Origin of the sequence: Paraburkholderia youngii, from assembly GCF_013366925.1 — a bacterium.
Classification (GTDB): domain Bacteria; phylum Pseudomonadota; class Gammaproteobacteria; order Burkholderiales; family Burkholderiaceae; genus Paraburkholderia; species Paraburkholderia youngii.
The window spans coordinates 3,016,964-3,033,793 of record NZ_JAALDK010000001.1; the positions used below are offsets into that span (position 1 = coordinate 3,016,964).

Annotated in this window: 9 protein-coding genes, 2 tRNA genes, 3 rRNA genes, 1 pseudogene and 1 riboswitch; of the genes and pseudogenes, 9 read left to right on the forward strand and 6 right to left on the reverse strand. The window is 61.2% G+C overall.

All coding sequences use genetic code 11. From position 1 onward, the window contains the following. Positions 1-29: 29 nt before the first annotated feature. From G5S42_RS13935 to G5S42_RS13950, 4 genes are all read right to left on the reverse strand, one after another. Positions 30-2,132, reverse strand: a complete 2,103-nt coding sequence (locus G5S42_RS13935; protein ID WP_176107262.1) for an FUSC family protein — start codon at positions 2,130-2,132, stop codon at positions 30-32. A 6-nt stretch (positions 2,133-2,138) separates the two neighbouring features. After that, positions 2,139-2,762 carry a MarR family winged helix-turn-helix transcriptional regulator gene (locus tag G5S42_RS13940; RefSeq protein WP_176107263.1) on the reverse strand — a complete coding sequence of 208 codons (624 nt, stop codon included), beginning with the start codon at positions 2,760-2,762 and terminating at the stop codon, positions 2,139-2,141. Between the two features lie 84 nt (positions 2,763-2,846). Beyond that, positions 2,847-4,505: an ATP-binding protein gene (locus G5S42_RS13945; RefSeq protein WP_176107264.1), complete on the reverse strand. Its 1,659-nt coding sequence runs from the start codon at positions 4,503-4,505 to the stop codon at positions 2,847-2,849. Between the two features lie 3 nt (positions 4,506-4,508). Continuing rightward, positions 4,509-6,023 carry an ATPase domain-containing protein gene (locus G5S42_RS13950; protein WP_176107265.1) on the reverse strand — a complete coding sequence of 505 codons (1,515 nt, stop codon included), beginning with the start codon at positions 6,021-6,023 and terminating at the stop codon, positions 4,509-4,511. 196 nt (positions 6,024-6,219) lie between these two features. On the opposite strand from G5S42_RS13950, the gene G5S42_RS13955 reads away from it, so the two are divergent. Continuing rightward, entirely contained in the window at positions 6,220-6,660 is a 441-nt protein-coding gene (locus G5S42_RS13955; protein ID WP_176107266.1) for a hypothetical protein, read from the forward strand. A 13-nt stretch (positions 6,661-6,673) separates the two neighbouring features. Here G5S42_RS13955 and G5S42_RS13960 read toward each other — a convergent pair whose 3' ends face one another. Further along, on the reverse strand, positions 6,674-7,294 hold the full coding sequence (locus G5S42_RS13960) for a histidine phosphatase family protein (RefSeq protein ID WP_176107267.1): 621 nt from the start codon (positions 7,292-7,294) through the stop codon (positions 6,674-6,676). A gap of 87 nt (positions 7,295-7,381) precedes the next feature. Further along, a riboswitch (cobalamin riboswitch) is annotated at positions 7,382-7,516 on the forward strand. A 51-nt stretch (positions 7,517-7,567) separates the two neighbouring features. On the opposite strand from G5S42_RS13960, the gene G5S42_RS13965 reads away from it, so the two are divergent. The 8 genes and pseudogenes from G5S42_RS13965 (at position 7,568) to G5S42_RS14000 (ending at position 15,510) form a co-directional block, all read left to right on the forward strand. After that, on the forward strand, positions 7,568-7,789 hold the full coding sequence (locus G5S42_RS13965; protein ID WP_013093044.1) for a CbtB domain-containing protein: 222 nt from the start codon (positions 7,568-7,570) through the stop codon (positions 7,787-7,789). Between the two features lie 11 nt (positions 7,790-7,800). Further along, entirely contained in the window at positions 7,801-8,541 is a 741-nt protein-coding gene (locus tag G5S42_RS13970) for a CbtA family protein (RefSeq protein WP_176107268.1), read from the forward strand. Positions 8,542-9,140: 599 nt separating this feature from the next. Further along, positions 9,141-10,670, forward strand: a 16S ribosomal RNA gene (locus G5S42_RS13975). 74 nt (positions 10,671-10,744) lie between these two features. Then, a tRNA-Ile gene (locus tag G5S42_RS13980) sits at positions 10,745-10,823 on the forward strand. A gap of 47 nt (positions 10,824-10,870) precedes the next feature. Further along, positions 10,871-10,946, forward strand: a tRNA-Ala gene (locus tag G5S42_RS13985). Between the two features lie 317 nt (positions 10,947-11,263). Then, positions 11,264-14,143, forward strand: a 23S ribosomal RNA gene (locus G5S42_RS13990). A gap of 203 nt (positions 14,144-14,346) precedes the next feature. Then, positions 14,347-14,460, forward strand: a 5S ribosomal RNA gene (rrf, locus tag G5S42_RS13995). Together the 16S, 23S and 5S rRNA genes with 2 tRNA genes alongside form the textbook arrangement of a ribosomal RNA operon. 146 nt (positions 14,461-14,606) lie before the next feature. Then, positions 14,607-15,510, forward strand: a pseudogene (locus tag G5S42_RS14000) (CorA family divalent cation transporter). Between the two features lie 133 nt (positions 15,511-15,643). On the opposite strand, the gene hmpA reads toward G5S42_RS14000, so the two are convergent. Then, complete coding sequence (hmpA, locus tag G5S42_RS14005) at positions 15,644-16,825, reverse strand: NO-inducible flavohemoprotein (protein WP_176107269.1); 1,182 nt, start codon at positions 16,823-16,825, stop codon at positions 15,644-15,646. Positions 16,826-16,830 lie beyond the last annotated feature (5 nt).

Consider the following 16,830-nt stretch of genomic DNA (forward strand, 5'->3'; position numbering starts at 1 on the left):
GTACGAGCGGTGGCGCAAGAATGGGTACGTCACGCGGCGGCCTCCGGTTCGGTCGGCGTTGGTTTCGTGAGGGTCGCCGGAAACAGCGAAAGACGCAAGCCGACCAGCGCGTGCAGCGCATCGCGCAACTGGCGCGCCGAGGTTTGCGAGGTCTCGGTCGGCGCCGCGGCGTTGGCGAGCCCCTGCGCGGTGACGCGCGCGACGGCCACGTCGATCAACGACATCAGGCTGTCCGGTACCGGCTCGCGGTGGCGTCGAGCGACGCAGCTCTCGTAGTATGTACGCACTCCATCGAGCACATGCTCGATCGCGCCGGCCGCTTCGCCGCCGAGCTTGCGTGTGAGGCGGCGCAGATCGAGCGCGTTGAACGCGATGCGCAGGTCGCGGAAGCTCTCGATCGATGGATGGCGGTAATCGTCGGTGGCCGCGAGGCGCGGGATCAATTGCATCAACCGGTCGAGCATGCGCGCGGCGAGGTTGCGCGGATCTTCGATCGGCCGCGTGGATGCGGTCAGCGCGACGTCGGCCCAGCTCGAGCGCAACAGGCGCGCCGCGGCGAGCTCGGCGCCGAACGGGCGCGTCACGCGGGTCCACAGATAGGCGTAGAGCAGGCCGGAAAGGCCCGCGAGGTTGGCGTTCAGGAACGTCAGGAAGTTCGCGTCGTAAGCGTCCTGAATGCTGATGAAGGTGGCCGTGTTCACCGCGACCAGCACCGTCACCATGTTGAACTGCGGGCGTGGAATCAGCGTGCCGACCAGAATGAACGGCGCGGCGAACAAGATCACCAGCATCGCGAAGTCGTGCACCTGCGGCAGCACGACGAACAGATAGAGGCCCGCGGCCACGACGGCGACGCCCGTCGCGACGAAGAAGCGGAACACGAACGGCGCGGGCTCGTCGAGCGCGGCGAAGAAGCAGCAGGCCACTGCCGCCAGCGTGACCGCGCTCGCGCCGTCGTTCCAGCCCGAGCCGATCCACAGCGCGCACGCGAGCACCACGGCCGCGCCCGCCGACAGCGTCGCGAACAGCATCATGCCGCGATCGTAGAAGCGCTCGGTGCCGCCGAGCCGCCAGTGACGGAAATGCGGCCGCCACGAACCTTCCTCGCGCGTGATGATGATGCGCAGCGAGCGGCAGTCCTGCCACACGTCGATCACTTGCCCCAGGCGCCACAACGCGTTCGACAGCAGCGCGCCGTCCCAATGCGCGAGCGCGGCGGCAGGCGGGCGCATCGCGGCGATGCGCGCGCGCAGCGCGTTGGCGGTTTCGTCCGCGCGATAGCCCTCGCTCGGCTCGGGCAGCGGTTGGTCGAACCACTTGATGACGTCGTCGATCAGCGTCTGCAGCCCTTCGGGCCAGTGTTGCGGGCCGTTGTTGTAGAGCGCGAGCAGCGGATCGGCGAGCGACGACATGATCGGCAGCAGCAACTGCATGCGGCCGCGCAGTTCACGCGCGCGCGCGAGCACGTCGGGCCGCGTGTGGTCGTAGGCGAGCTGGCTCAGCAGCAGTTCGAGACCATTGATCGTGCTCGCGAGCCGTTGCCGCGCGCCGGAAATCGCCGAGCTTGCGATGCGGCCCGATAGCGTTTCGGTCGCGTAGAACGCGGCGTCGCGAAACCATGCGTCGGTGCGCTCGATGATCGTCGGCGCGAGCCGGCTCGGAAACACCGCGCTGCCGACGATGCTCGCGCAGACGATGCCGACAAGGATCTCGAGGGTCCGGCTCACGGCGAGATCGAAGACGCCGGTCGGATTCGTCACCGACGGCAGCGCGATGATCGGCATCGTATAGGCGGCCAGCATGAACACGTAGCTGCGAGCGGTGCGGTCCGATACCGCGAGGTACAGCATCGTGCCGGTCCACGCTGCGACGATCACGCTGAACAGGTACGGCGATTCGACGAACGGCGGCACCAGCAGCACCGCGCCCGACGCGCCGAGCACCGTGCCCAGCGCACGATAGATCGCCTTCGAGCGGGTCGCGCCGACGAACGGGTTCGACACGATGTAGACGGTGGCCATCGCCCAGTACGGCCGCGGCAGTTCGAACGCGAGGCCGATGTAGAGCGCGAGCATGGCCGCGGCGAACGTCTTGACGGAGAACAGCCAGTCGCGGAGAGTGGGATAGACCATAAGCCGTTACGCGGAATCGGCGTTTCGCGGCGCGCTGGCTCGCGCGCCGCGCCTGGTGGACTTGCGCGCCTTGACGGTGCCGCGTGATTTGTCGGCCGGTTTGACCGCGCTTTTGCCGCTCGTCCGTTTGACCTTGCTGGCAAGCGCCTCGCCTTTGGCCGTCTCGGGCTCGCCGCCGCCGCCTGGTTCGGCACGTGCGGCGGCATCGGTCGTGAATGCGTCGAGCACGCGCAGCGCAGCTTCGAGATCGTCGCGCGATACACCTTTGAGCGCCTGCGCGCGCAGCGTGACCAGCTCTTCTTCCATCTTCGCGGTGACGGCGCGGCCTTCGTCGGTCAGGGCGACGGTCTTCGCGCGGCGGTCTTCGGGGTCTTCGTCACGGCGCATCAGGCCGGCCGCGCACAACTGGTCGAGCAGCCGCACGAGCGATGGCCCCTCGATGCCGATGTGATCGGCGAGCGTGACCTGACGCACCGCCGAGCCGAGCCGGCTTGCGGTCAGAAGCGGTGTCGCGCACGCTTCGGAGACGTTGAAGGCCGCGAGCACACCGTGACTCGTGCGCCGCCACTTTCTGGCGGCGACGACCAGCGTGCTGCTGACGGTGCGGCGCAAGGCATCGAGATTCGACATGGCCGGTATTGTATTTCCAAAATATTCGTTAGCAAACTATTGATTTGGAAATCGTGGCCGAAGCGGAGGAGTCTGCGGTGCGAATCACGCGACCAGCCCGATCCGCACCGTGCGCGCCAGATCGTCGAGCTGGAACGGCTTGCGCAGGATCGTGCAATGCTTGACTGCGAGATCGGAAATGTTCACGTCCGCATAACCGGTCGCGAGGATCACCGGAAGATCGGCACGCAGCTTGCGCGCCGCGGCGATCACGTCGATGCCGTTCATGCCCGGCATCGCGAAGTCGACCATCAGCAGATCGGGATGATCGTCGACGAGGCGGTCGAGGCCCGCCTGACCGTCGGCGGCCTCGGTCACCGTATAGCCGAGCATGCGCAACGATTCAACGAGCATCGCGCGCACCTCGTTGTCGTCCTCGACCACGAGCACGTGCTTGTCACCGGCTGCGTTCGCTTCCGCGTCGGACTCCGCTTCGTTCTGCGCGAGCACCCGCTCGCGCATCGGCAGCCAGATCTGCACCGTGGTGCCGGTGCCTTCTTCGCTGAAGATGCGCGCGGTGCCGCCCGCCTGCCTCGCGATGCCATATACCTGGCTCAGGCCGAGCCCCGTACCCTTGCCGACCGGCTTGGTCGTGAAGAACGGATCGAACACGCGCGACACGACGTCGGGCGGAATGCCTTCTCCGGTATCGGTGACTTCGATCACGACGTAGCGGCCTTGCTTCAGCGTCTGGTCGGGTGCATCGCGCAGGGTCACGTGAATGTCGAGGCGGCCGCCATCCGGCATCGCGTCGCGAGCGTTGATCGCGAGATTGAGCACCGCGAGCTCGAGCTGATTCGCGTCGGCCCGGGTCCACATTTCATTACGCTCGAAGTCGTTGCCATAGCGGATGCTGGAGCCGAGCGACACCGCGATGATGTCGCGCATGCCTTGCAGCAGCGCGACCACGTCGATCGCTTTCAGATTCGGGTTGCTGTTGCGCGAGAAGGTCAGCAGCTGGCCGGTCAGTTTCGCGCCGCGCTCGGTCGCACGTTTGACGGTGGCGGCCATGCCGCGCAGGCGTTCGTCGCCGCTCACGCGCGCGATCAGTTCCGCGTTCACCATGATCACGTTCAGCAGATTGTTGAAGTCGTGCGCGATGCCGCCAGTCAGCTGGCCGAGCGCCTCCATCTTCTGCGATTGCACGAGCACGGCCTGCACCTTCGCGCGTTCGTGGATCTCGGCCATCAGCCGGTCGTTGGCTGACGCGAGTTCGTGCGTGCGCGCGGCGATGCGGCTTTCCAGCGAATCGTTCAGCTGCTCCAGCGCGTCCTGTGCCTCGATGCGCTCGGCAAGCAGCCGTCGCGATTCATATTGCCGCCCGCGGGCGCGCAACGATGACGCGACCGCGCGCCGCAAGGTCTCCGAATTGAGTGGACGTTCGAGCACGACGACGTTGCCGAGCCGTTCGAGCACTTCGAGCCCGCGCGTGGAGCGATGGCCGATGCTGCGCGCGGCGAGCAGGATGAACGGGAAGTCGGACCATGCGGGCTGGCGTTCGAGCCACGCAAAGAGGCCCGAGCCGTGGCCGTTCGCGAGCGCTTCCTCGGTGAGCAGCGCGGTGCCCGCGCCGGCGTCGAGCTCGCTGGTGAGCGCGTCGGCGTCGTCGCAGGTCACGCAGGCGCGTGCGTCGTTGTGCAGCACAGCGGCGATCACTTCGGCGTCGCGGCCGAACGGTGCGAGGATGAGGACGCGCTGCTCCATCGCTTACTGTCCCGACGTGTCGATCAGATTCGCCGCACCGAGCATCGCGGTGCTGCCGCGATACGAGGGCAGGCCCGACAGCACGCCCTCGAAGTCACGCAGCGCTTCCCCTACCTCGACGCCTTTGGTGCCGAGGCGGAACTGGCGGATCGTGCGTTCATGATCGTTCGCGCGGCTCTTGACGGCGGTTACCGCGGTCAGCACTTCGCCGTGATGCTCGAAGTAGCGGAACAGCACGACCACGTCGCTCAGATAACTGATGTCGACCTCGGTCTGCACCTCGCCGATGATGCCGTGCTGCCCGAGCACGAGCATCGTGACCACGCCCTGCTGATTCAGATAGCCGAGCAACTCGTGCATGTGCAGCAGCAGGAAGCGCTCGCCCGGCATCGCCTGCAGATAGGCGTTCAGGCTGTCGACCGCGACATAGCGCACGCCCTCGTTTTCGACCGCGTTGCGCACGTCGCTCGACAGCTCGCCCGGCGAAATTTCCGCGGGATCGATCTGGCGCAGCGTCAGCAGGCCGCTGTCGACATGCGGTGCGAGATCCATGCCGAGCGACGCGCAGCGCGTCACCAGGGTGCTGAGCGTTTCATCGAACACGTAGTACGCGCAGCGCTCGCCGCGTTCGAGCGCGGCAAGCAGGCACGACACGACGGTGGTGGTTTTGCCGACCCCCGACGGGCCGATGACCAGCGAATTGGTGCCGGGAACGAGGCCGCCGCCGAGCAGCGCGTCGAGGCCGGACGTGCCGGTGCTCATCGGGCTCGTGCCGAATTCGCGGTGATGCTCGGCGGCGACGAGGCGCGGATAGACGCGCAGACCGCCGGTGTTCAGCGTGAAGTCGTGATAGCCCTCGCGGAACTTGATGCCGCGCATCTTCGCGATGCGCAGACGGCGGCGGTTGCCGCCGTAATCGTGGGCAATGTTGTCGAGGCTGATCACGCCGTGCACGATGCTGTGAAGCTGAATGTCGGAGGCGCTGGCCGACGTGTCGTCGAGCAGCAGCACCGTGCATGCGCGCGTCGAGAAATGGTGCTTGAGCGCGAGAATCTGCCGACGGTAGCGCAACGGGTTCTCCGCCAGCAGACGCAGTTCGGACAAGCTGTCGAGCACGACGCGCGCGGGTTTCAGTTCGTCGACGTGTTCGATCACGTTGCGCACGCTTTCGCCGAGTTCGACTTCGGCCGGGTGCAGCACGCTCTGTTCGTATTGCGGTTCGAGCCCTTCTTCGGGCAGCTGTTCGAGTATCTTGAAGCGGCTCAGATCCCAGCCGTGGCTCGCGCCGATCGCGAGCAGTTCGGCACGGGTTTCGGACAGCGTGACGTAAAGACCGGTCTGCCCTTCGTCGAGGCCCTTGAGTAAGAATTGCAATGCCAAGGTCGTTTTGCCCGTGCCTGGCGCACCCTCTATGAGGTACATGCGGTTCGGCGTAAGACCACCGCCGAGGATGTCGTCGATTCCTGCGATGCCCGACGATAAGCGGGCGGGGGTGGGGGCGGCGGTGGTAGTCGACATGATGGTTGAAATGACGTCGGCAGTGGCTTTGATCGGAAGCGGCGTGATGTTGCGGCCGGTATGGCGCCACGCAATTTGTGTGCCGTCCTGCGCCGCCTGCGTGCTGGGTGTTCGCGCGTATGGGCATGAAGCGTGCTATTGAGGGTGGCTCGCTGCGAGCTTTTTTCAGCAGCACTCTGGAAGCTTCACGCACAACATGAAAACCTATCGACTCTCCGCTATCGCGCTTACCGCGGCATCGCTCGTTGCGCTGCTGCCGGTCGGCGCATCCGCCGACGATAGCCCCAGACCTTGCGGCGCGCTGAAACGGATCGTCGCCGCGGCGCCCGACGGCTTCACCTCGCTGACGCCCGACGACGGCAAAGGCGTCGCGCAACCCTATGGCGACGACGCGCAATGTTCAGCCGCGCATCGTAGTTTCCAGTGCACGTGGACGCCGCATCAGGCGGCGGGCTCGAACGCGGATGCGTTGGAAGCGGTCGCGGCCGACATCGCGTCGTGCCTGCCCGATGCAACGCACGATCAGAATTCGCCGGGACGTCAGCACTTTTATCTCGGCGCGAAGGATCGACGCACCGAAATCACGCTGACTCCCGAGGGGGTGAACCAATTGCGGCTCGTGGTGTCGGGCAGGTAAGCGGCGGTTCCGTTCAGGCGGTGGCAGACGGCCACCATGACCAGCCGCGTCGCGAGTGGTGCAATTCGACGACCGACAGCGGCGTGATCTCGATGCGACAGAACACGGTTGGCGATGCGCCGAGGGCATGCACGATTGCCGCTCGCAGAAGCGTTGCGTGGGTGATCGCGACGATGGTTCGACCGTGTGCAGAGGCCGCGAAGCCTGCTTCGTTGACCGCGTTGCATGAGCGTACGTCTGCCTGTTGCGCGTCGAGCCACTCTCCGACCCGCCGCGCGAGTCGATCGAACGATTCACCCCCGGGCGGTGCTGCGTCGGGCTCGCGCGTCCAGGCGGCGAGTTCGCGGGGGGCTTCGTCGGCAATCTCCGCGAGGCGCTGGCCGCGCCATTTGCCATAGTCGATATCCGCCAATGCGTCGGCAGGCGTGGCGCTCAGACCGAGCGCGGCGACCGTTTCGCGGGCGCTGGCGGCGGGGCTGGTGAATACGGTGGCGTCGGCGGGAAGCGCGAGACGGGCGCGCGCCGCTTCGGCTTCGGCGCGGCCGCGCGCGTCGAGCGGATCGTCGGCGGGGAAGCGGCCCGCGCGCTGCGCGGCCGTTGCCGCATGGCTCACCAGTAATAGTCGCGTATCCATTCTTTGCGTTGGCGCCTCATTCGCACTTGCCTGCGTGGCTTGACGGGCTCGCGGCGTGCGTTGCGCGTTGCGGCGCAGCCCTCGCCGTCGCGGAAGCCGCAGTTTAGCGCGTAGAATACCGACAATGCGAAGCACGGAAGCCGGTGAGAGCCCGGCGCGGTCGCGCCACTGTAATCGGCCTTGCAATCCACAAGAGCCGAAAGCCAGACCTGAGCTTCGCACCATTCCTCTGCAATCGACTATCGGGGCGCGTTACCCCAGGAGATGTCCATCATGACCGAAGCTGTTTTCGATCGCGCCGCGCAACCGGCGGCCCAGCCCACTCCCATTCCCTTGCGTGAACTGCTGCCGTGGGTCGTATTCGGCGGCTTGCTGCTGTTGCTCGCGCTTTACTTCGTTGGTGCGGAACAGGGTGCGACGTCGCTCGTGCCCGGCATGTACGTGCATGAGTTCGTGCACGACGGCCGCCATCTGCTTGGCTTTCCCTGCCACTAACGGAGTTCGACATGGTAGGTAAATTGTTGGTGCGCGGGATGCTCGCGGGCATCGTCGCGGGCTTGCTCACGTTCGCGTTCGCGCGAATCGTCGGCGAACCACAGGTCGATCAGGCGATTTCATTCGAAGAGAAAGCGGCCGCGGCGCGCGGCGAGGCGCCCGAGCCCGAAATCGTGAGCCGTGAGACGCAGGCTGGCCTCGGCCTGCTGACTGGCGTGGTCACGTATGGCGCGGCATTCGGCGGTCTGTTCTCGCTGGTGTTTGCCTATGCGTATGGACGCGCGGGTTCGTTGAGCGTGCGCGCGCTGTCTGCGTGGCTCGCGCTTGGCGCGTTCATCGCCATCGTGGTCGTGCCGAATATCAAGTATCCGGCCAATCCGCCGTCGGTCGGTGATCCGGACACGATCGGCGCGCGCACGGGCCTGTTCTTTCTGATGATCGCGATTTCGCTCGCAACGATGGTGTTTTCGCTGAAGGTGCGGCGCCGCGCGGCGGCGAAGCTGGGTGCATGGAACGGCTCGATCGTCGCGGGGCTCGTATTCGTCGCGATCATCGCGGCCGTACAACTGTCGATGCCGGTCATCAATGAAGTGCCGGCCACGTTCCCGGCCGTGCTGCTGTGGAAGTTCCGCGTCGCGGCGATCGGCATGCAGGTGGTCATGTGGACGACGATCGGGCTGTTGTTCGGCGCGATGGTCGAGCGCAGTGCTTTTATGCGTACGAATGCGCGGGTGACGATGAAGTCCGCTTGAATAAGACGGTGACGCGTGGCCGCGCAAGCGGCGACGCTTCGCGCGCAACGCGCGAGAATGGTTTTGGATCAAGTACTTGGCGCGGTTGTGGAGCGGTTATCCACAGCCTTGCGAACATTTTCTGTGGAAAAGCTGCTTAACGGCTTTTCGCAACTCCACTCGACGCGGCGCCTAGGGAAATCCAATTGGACGCCTAACTAATTCATGTTGTACGCGGCACTGCTCAATTTTTAAGCTCTTCAACTTTTTAAAATAATTTGTGAGAAGGGTATTGACGCGGCGCGGACCGCTCTCCATAATCTCGCTTCTCTGCTGCAGACGCAGCGACGCAAACGAAGCAGTGCCGGGTGGTGGTGGTTCAGGCGCTGCGGGTTGGGCGGATCGATCTTTAAAAACTAACAGCCGATAAGTGTGGGCGCTTGATGCGGAATGCGGCGGCGGATCCGTATGGATCTGCTGCAAGGCAAAAGTATCAGAAGCCTCACACAGTATTAGAGGAAGGTTTATCTGTCGAAAGACGGATTGATCATCGTCAGTACGTTGAGTGAGCGACCGGTTCATAAGCAGGAAACTGCGGAACCGAAAACAGTAACAGGTTTGAACTGAAGAGTTTGATCCTGGCTCAGATTGAACGCTGGCGGCATGCCTTACACATGCAAGTCGAACGGCAGCACGGACTTCGGTCTGGTGGCGAGTGGCGAACGGGTGAGTAATACATCGGAACGTGTCCTGGAGTGGGGGATAGCCCGGCGAAAGCCGGATTAATACCGCATACGCTCTGTGGAGGAAAGCGGGGGATCGCAAGACCTCGCGCTCAAGGGGCGGCCGATGGCAGATTAGGTAGTTGGTGGGGTAAAGGCCTACCAAGCCGACGATCTGTAGCTGGTCTGAGAGGACGACCAGCCACACTGGGACTGAGACACGGCCCAGACTCCTACGGGAGGCAGCAGTGGGGAATTTTGGACAATGGGCGCAAGCCTGATCCAGCAATGCCGCGTGTGTGAAGAAGGCCTTCGGGTTGTAAAGCACTTTTGTCCGGAAAGAAAACCTCGTGGCTAATATCCGTGAGGGATGACGGTACCGGAAGAATAAGCACCGGCTAACTACGTGCCAGCAGCCGCGGTAATACGTAGGGTGCGAGCGTTAATCGGAATTACTGGGCGTAAAGCGTGCGCAGGCGGTGCTGTAAGACCGATGTGAAATCCCCGGGCTTAACCTGGGAACTGCATTGGTGACTGCAGCGCTGGAGTATGGCAGAGGGGGGTGGAATTCCACGTGTAGCAGTGAAATGCGTAGAGATGTGGAGGAACACCGATGGCGAAGGCAGCCCCCTGGGCCAATACTGACGCTCATGCACGAAAGCGTGGGGAGCAAACAGGATTAGATACCCTGGTAGTCCACGCCCTAAACGATGTCAACTGGTTGTCGGGCCTTCATTGGCTTGGTAACGTAGCTAACGCGTGAAGTTGACCGCCTGGGGAGTACGGTCGCAAGATTAAAACTCAAAGGAATTGACGGGGACCCGCACAAGCGGTGGATGATGTGGATTAATTCGATGCAACGCGAAAAACCTTACCTACCCTTGACATGGATGGAATCCTGCTGAGAGGCGGGAGTGCCCGAAAGGGAGCCATCACACAGGTGCTGCATGGCTGTCGTCAGCTCGTGTCGTGAGATGTTGGGTTAAGTCCCGCAACGAGCGCAACCCTTGTCCCTAGTTGCTACGCAAGAGCACTCGGGGAGACTGCCGGTGACAAACCGGAGGAAGGTGGGGATGACGTCAAGTCCTCATGGCCCTTATGGGTAGGGCTTCACACGTCATACAATGGTCGGAACAGAGGGTTGCCAAGCCGCGAGGTGGAGCCAATCCCAGAAAACCGATCGTAGTCCGGATCGCACTCTGCAACTCGAGTGCGTGAAGCTGGAATCGCTAGTAATCGCGGATCAGCATGCCGCGGTGAATACGTTCCCGGGTCTTGTACACACCGCCCGTCACACCATGGGAGTGGGTTTTACCAGAAGTGGCTAGTCTAACCGCAAGGAGGACGGTCACCACGGTAGGATTCATGACTGGGGTGAAGTCGTAACAAGGTAGCCGTATCGGAAGGTGCGGCTGGATCACCTCCTTTCCAGAGCTTGCATTGCTGCGCAAGCGCTCACGCTTATCGGCTGTGGTTTAGAGAAGCAACGCAGACAGACTCAGGGGTCTGTAGCTCAGTCGGTTAGAGCACCGTCTTGATAAGGCGGGGGGGTCGATGGTTCGAATCCATCCAGACCCACCATCTTTGTCTGTGGTGCTGACTGGGACACCCTTGAGTAGGGTATGACCGGGGGATTAGCTCAGCTGGGAGAGCACCTGCTTTGCAAGCAGGGGGTCGTCGGTTCGATCCCGTCATCCTCCACCAATCCTCAATGCGCAGGGTTCTGCATGAAGGCAGAGCGTTGCGCATTGGCGATTGAGCCAGTCAGCGCGGTATGAGGCACAGGCTTTATATCGGCTGTCGTTCTTTAACAATCAGGAAGAAGTAGTAAAGAGATTCACGAAAGCGTACCTGGAGATGGGTGCGTGAGTAGGTGAATCAGGGTTGTGATTGTATCGATGTATTTTAAAGGTGATCGAGAGATCGCTTTGGAATACGGCGCAACACGAATACTCAACCTGTAGCGTGTGTGAAAAACGCTGCCTTCCCAGTGAAGGTGGTGAGAGACACACCCGTTATAGGGTCAAGCGAACAAGTGCATGTGGTGGATGCCTTGGCGATCACAGGCGATGAAGGACGCGGTAGCCTGCGAAAAAGCTCCGGGGAGCTGGCAAACGAGCTTTGATCCGGAGATGTCCGAATGGGGAAACCCACTCCTAATGGAGTATCCGTAGCTGAATCCATAGGCTACGTGAAGCGAACGCGGTGAACTGAAACATCTAAGTAACCGCAGGAAAAAGAAATCAACCGAGATTCCCAAAGTAGTGGCGAGCGAAATGGGATCAGCCTGTACTCTTTATTCTCATTGTTAGTCGAACGCTCTGGAAAGTGCGGCCATAGCAGGTGATAGCCCTGTAGACGAAAACAGCGGGAAAGAACTGGGTGTACGAGAAGTAGGGCGGGACACGTGAAATCCTGTCTGAAGATGGGGGGACCATCCTCCAAGGCTAAATACTCGTGATCGACCGATAGTGAACCAGTACCGTGAGGGAAAGGCGAAAAGAACCCCGGGAGGGGAGTGAAACAGATCCTGAAACCGCATGCATACAAACAGTCGGAGCCTCGTAAGGGGTGACGGCGTACCTTTTGTATAATGGGTCAGCGACTTACATTCAGTGGCGAGCTTAACCGATTAGGGCAGGCGTAGCGAAAGCGAGTCCGAACAGGGCGTCCAGTCGCTGGGTGTAGACCCGAAACCAGGTGATCTATCCATGGCGGGTTGAAGGCACGGTAACACGTGCTGGAGGACCGAACCCACTAACGTTGAAAAGTTAGGGGATGAGCTGTGGATAGGGGTGAAAGGCTAAACAAACTCGAAATAGCTGGTTCTCTCCGAAAACTATTTAGGTAGTGCCTCGTGTCTCTCCTTCGGGGGTAGAGCACTGTCATGGTTGTGGGGTCCATTGCGGATTACTACGCCATAGCAAACTCCGAATACCGAAGAGTGCAATCACGGGAGACAGACATCGGGTGCTAACGTCCGGTGTCAAGAGGAAACAACCCAGACCGCCAGCTAAGGTCCCCAAATATGGCTAAGTGGGAAACGAAGTGGGAAGGCTAAAACAGTCAGGAGGTTGGCTTAGAAGCAGCCACCCTTTAAAGAAAGCGTAATAGCTCACTGATCGAGTCGTCCTGCGCGGAAGATGTAACGGGGCTAAGCCATATACCGAAGCTGCGGATGCACATTTATGTGCATGGTAGGAGAGCGTTCCGTAAGCCTGCGAAGGTGCACTGGAAAGTGTGCTGGAGGTATCGGAAGTGCGAATGCTGACATGAGTAGCGATAAAGGGGGTGAAAGGCCCCCTCGCCGTAAGCCCAAGGTTTCCTACGCAACGTTCATCGGCGTAGGGTGAGTCGGCCCCTAAGGCGAGGCAGAAATGCGTAGCTGATGGGAAGCAGATTAATATTTCTGCACCATTGTGAAATGCGATGGGGGGACGGATCGCGGAAGGTTGTCCGGGTGTTGGAAGTCCCGGTCGCTGCATTGGAGAGGGTGCCTTGGCAAATCCGGGCACAGGACTCAAGGGTGTGGCGCGAGCTTCTTCGGAAGCGAAGCAACTGGAAGGGGTTCCAGGAAAAGCCTCTAAGCTTCAGTTTCACAGTGACCGTACCGCAAACCGACACAGGTGGGCGAGATGAGTATTCTAAGGCGCTTGAGAGAACTCGGGAGAAGGAACTCGGCAAATTGGTACCGTAACTTCGGGATAAGGTACGCCCTGGTAGCTTGACTGGCCTGCGCCAGGAGGGTGAAGGGGTTGCAATAAACTGGTGGCTGCGACTGTTTAATAAAAACACAGCACTCTGCAAACACGAAAGTGGACGTATAGGGTGTGACGCCTGCCCGGTGCCGGAAGATTAAATGATGGGGTGCAAGCTCCTGATTGAAGTCCCGGTAAACGGCGGCCGTAACTATAACGGTCCTAAGGTAGCGAAATTCCTTGTCGGGTAAGTTCCGACCTGCACGAATGGCGTAACGATGGCCACACTGTCTCCTCCCGAGACTCAGCGAAGTTGAAGTGTTTGTGATGATGCAATCTCCCCGCGGCTAGACGGAAAGACCCCATGAACCTTTACTGTAGCTTTGCATTGGACTTTGAACCGGTCTGTGTAGGATAGGTGGGAGGCTGTGAAGCGTGAACGCCAGTTTGCGTGGAGCCGTCCTTGAAATACCACCCTGATCTGTTTGAGGTTCTAACCTTGGTCCGTGATCCGGATCGGGGACAGTGCATGGTAGGCAGTTTGACTGGGGCGGTCTCCTCCCAAAGTGTAACGGAGGAGTACGAAGGTACGCTAGGTACGGTCGGAAATCGTGCTGATAGTGCAATGGCATAAGCGTGCTTGACTGTGAGACTGACAAGTCGAACAGGTGCGAAAGCAGGTCATAGTGATCCGGTGGTTCTGTATGGAAGGGCCATCGCTCAACGGATAAAAGGTACTCTGGGGATAACAGGCTGATACCGCCCAAGAGTTCATATCGACGGCGGTGTTTGGCACCTCGATGTCGGCTCATCTCATCCTGGGGCTGTAGCCGGTCCCAAGGGTATGGCTGTTCGCCATTTAAAGAGGTACGTGAGCTGGGTTTAAAACGTCGTGAGACAGTTTGGTCCCTATCTCGCCGTGGGCGCTGGATATTTGAAGGGGGCTGCTCCTAGTACGAGAGGACCGGAGTGGACGAACCTCTGGTGTACCGGTTGTCACGCCAGTGGCATCGCCGGGTAGCTATGTTCGGAAGAGATAACCGCTGAAAGCATCTAAGCGGGAAACTCGCCTTAAGATGAGATATCCCCGGGGCTTCGAGCCCCTTGAAGGGTCGTTCAAGACCAGGACGTTGATAGGTCAGGTGTGCACGTACAGTAATGTACTGAGCTAACTGATACTAATTGCCCGTAAGGCTTGATCCTATAACAGGTGTGTCTCGACACCCGTTAGCGCTTTAGCGCTTACGGGTGTCCGATCCCNCGAAGGGGATGAAGACATGCAGTTTGAGATCAGTGTTGTGCCAGCAACAACACAACCCCAAACACACGAATCCTTTACGCTTCTTCCCGATTGGCTGTGGCGCCGGGTTGAGCCCAACCCGACAGCGACGCAGCAACCCGTCATGCCTGATGACCATAGCGAGTCGGTCCCACCCCTTCCCATCCCGAACAGGACCGTGAAACGACTCCACGCCGATGATAGTGCGGATTGCCCGTGTGAAAGTAGGTAATCGTCAGGCTCCCCCAAAGCCAGAAACCCCACCCGCAGCGGTGGGGTTTCTGCGTTTACGCGGCCGAAATTAACAACCAGCATTGAAGTAAGCGAAACCCTCCACCCGCCTCAATGCGTCTCAACCCTCTTGGAAGAGCTCGCATTGAACGCCCTATGAAATCAGATCTGGCATTGCAAACCTACGGCGCGGATTCGTCGGGCATGGTCTGCGGTTTCCGGTTCTTGCCGACGCTTGCCGGACGGCCGATCGACGCGGACGAGGTCATCGACTGGTTCCGCGAGAGTGAGGACGATGCCGACGCTACCGCAAAGGACGGTGGCGAGTTTCTGTGGCTTCACTTCAATCTCGCGCATAGCGCGAGCGAGCGCTGGATGCGCACGCAACTCGATCTGTCCGAAGCGTTTTTCGACGCCTTGCGCGAAGGCTCGCATTCGACGCGGATCGAGCATGCGGACGGCGCACTGCGCGCAGTCGTCAACGACGTCATGTTCAACCTCGAGGTCATCCCGTCCGAAATCGCGCGACCAGGCCGACCTGCTCGTGCAGATCGTCCGCCGAAACAGTGCCGACGTCGATCGAATCGAGGACCGCTTCCTGTCGCAACGGCCGACGCAAAACCGCCTCGACCTCGGCGCGATGCGTCGCACGCTGACACGCCTGCAGCGGATGCTGGCACCCGAACCGGGCGCAATTTTCCGCTTGCTGGCGAGGCCGCCTCGCTGGCTTCATGTGGAAGACGTGCAGGATCTGCGTGAATCGACGGAGGAGTTCTCGGTCGTGCTTTCGGACGTGGCCGGATTGATCGAGCGGGTTAGATTGCTGCAGGAAGAAATCACCTCGCGTCTCGAGGAGCAGAACAACCGCACGCTATTTACGCTGACGCTCGTCACGGTGCTGGCGATGCCAATCAATATCATTGCCGGTTTCTTCGGCATGAACGTTGGTGGCATTCCGCTCGCCGAGAACAAGCATGGATTTTGGGTGATGGTGTTGCTGGAAGCCGGCTCTACCGGGCTGACAGGCTGGTGGGCATTTAGCCGCAGAAGGGAGCGCTAGAACGCACAGCAGACTCGGCCCGCTTCTTACGAGGCCAAACCCACCGGCGTGATTGAAACCAGAAGATGCCCGTCTTTGAATACGCTTCGCAACGAACCACAGAGGGCAAGTACTCGTCGATTACTCGAGTGCGTTATTCGAGCGCGGCAGCCGGCCCAAAGAACTCATAACGGCTCTGCGATTCCGGCACGCCGATCGCCTTCAGGCCTTTCTTGATCGCCTTCATGAACGCGATGGGCCCGAGGAAATACACGTCGACGTCACGCGTTTCCGGCAGCCACTTCTTCAGATTCGCTTCGTCGACGTAACCGACTGCGTGCGCGTCGGCATCGCCGTCACGGCGCTGCTCGTAGCAATAGAAGCGCTTCAGTTGCGGATGGCGCGCGGCCAATGCATCGATCGCGCCGCGGAACGCATGCACGCCACCATGACGGGCCGCGTGAATGAAATGCACCGGACGATTGGTCTTCAGCGCGGCTTGCAGCATCGCCATCGTCGGCGTGATACCTACGCCGCCGCTGATCAGCACCAACGGCTTGTCGCCGGGTTGCAGCGTAAATTCGCCGGCCGGCGCGAACAGTTCGAGCGTGTCGTTTTCCTTCATCTGCTCGTGCAGATACGTCGACACGGTTCCATTCGGTTCGCGTTTCACGCTGATGCGATATTCGCGACCATCGCTCATTGCTGACAGCGAATAGTTGCGGCGCACTTCTTCGCCGTCGATCACCAGACGCACGCCAATGTACTGACCCGGCTGAAACGCGAGCAATTCGCCGCCGTCGTCGGGACGCAGATAGAACGACGTGATCTCGTCGCTTTCACGTACTTTGCGCGCGACGCGGAACAGCCGCGTGCCGCGCCAGCCGCCGGGCGCTGCTGCGCTTTCGGAGTAGATCTTCTCTTCGAGGCCGATCAGCAGATCCGCGAGTTGCTGATACGCGGCGGCCCACGCTTCGATCACGGCGTCGGTTGCGACGTCCGCGCCGAGTACTTCACGAATCGCGCGAAGCAGGCACTTGCCGACGATCGGATAGTGCTCAGGCTGCACGTTCAGCGAGACGTGCTTGTTGATGACCTGCGCGACGAGCCCGCCCAGTTGCTCGAGCTGATCGATATGGCGTGCATACATCACGACGCCGTTGGCCAGCGCACGCGCCTGCGAGCCGCTCGCCTGATGGGATTGATTGAAGATCGGGCGCACTTCCGGATGCTCGCTGAGCATCACGCGGTAGAAGTGCGTGGTGAGCGCCTCGCCGCCGCTTTCCAGGAGCGGCACGGTTGCTTTGATAATGGCGCGGTGTTCGGCGGATAGCATATTTT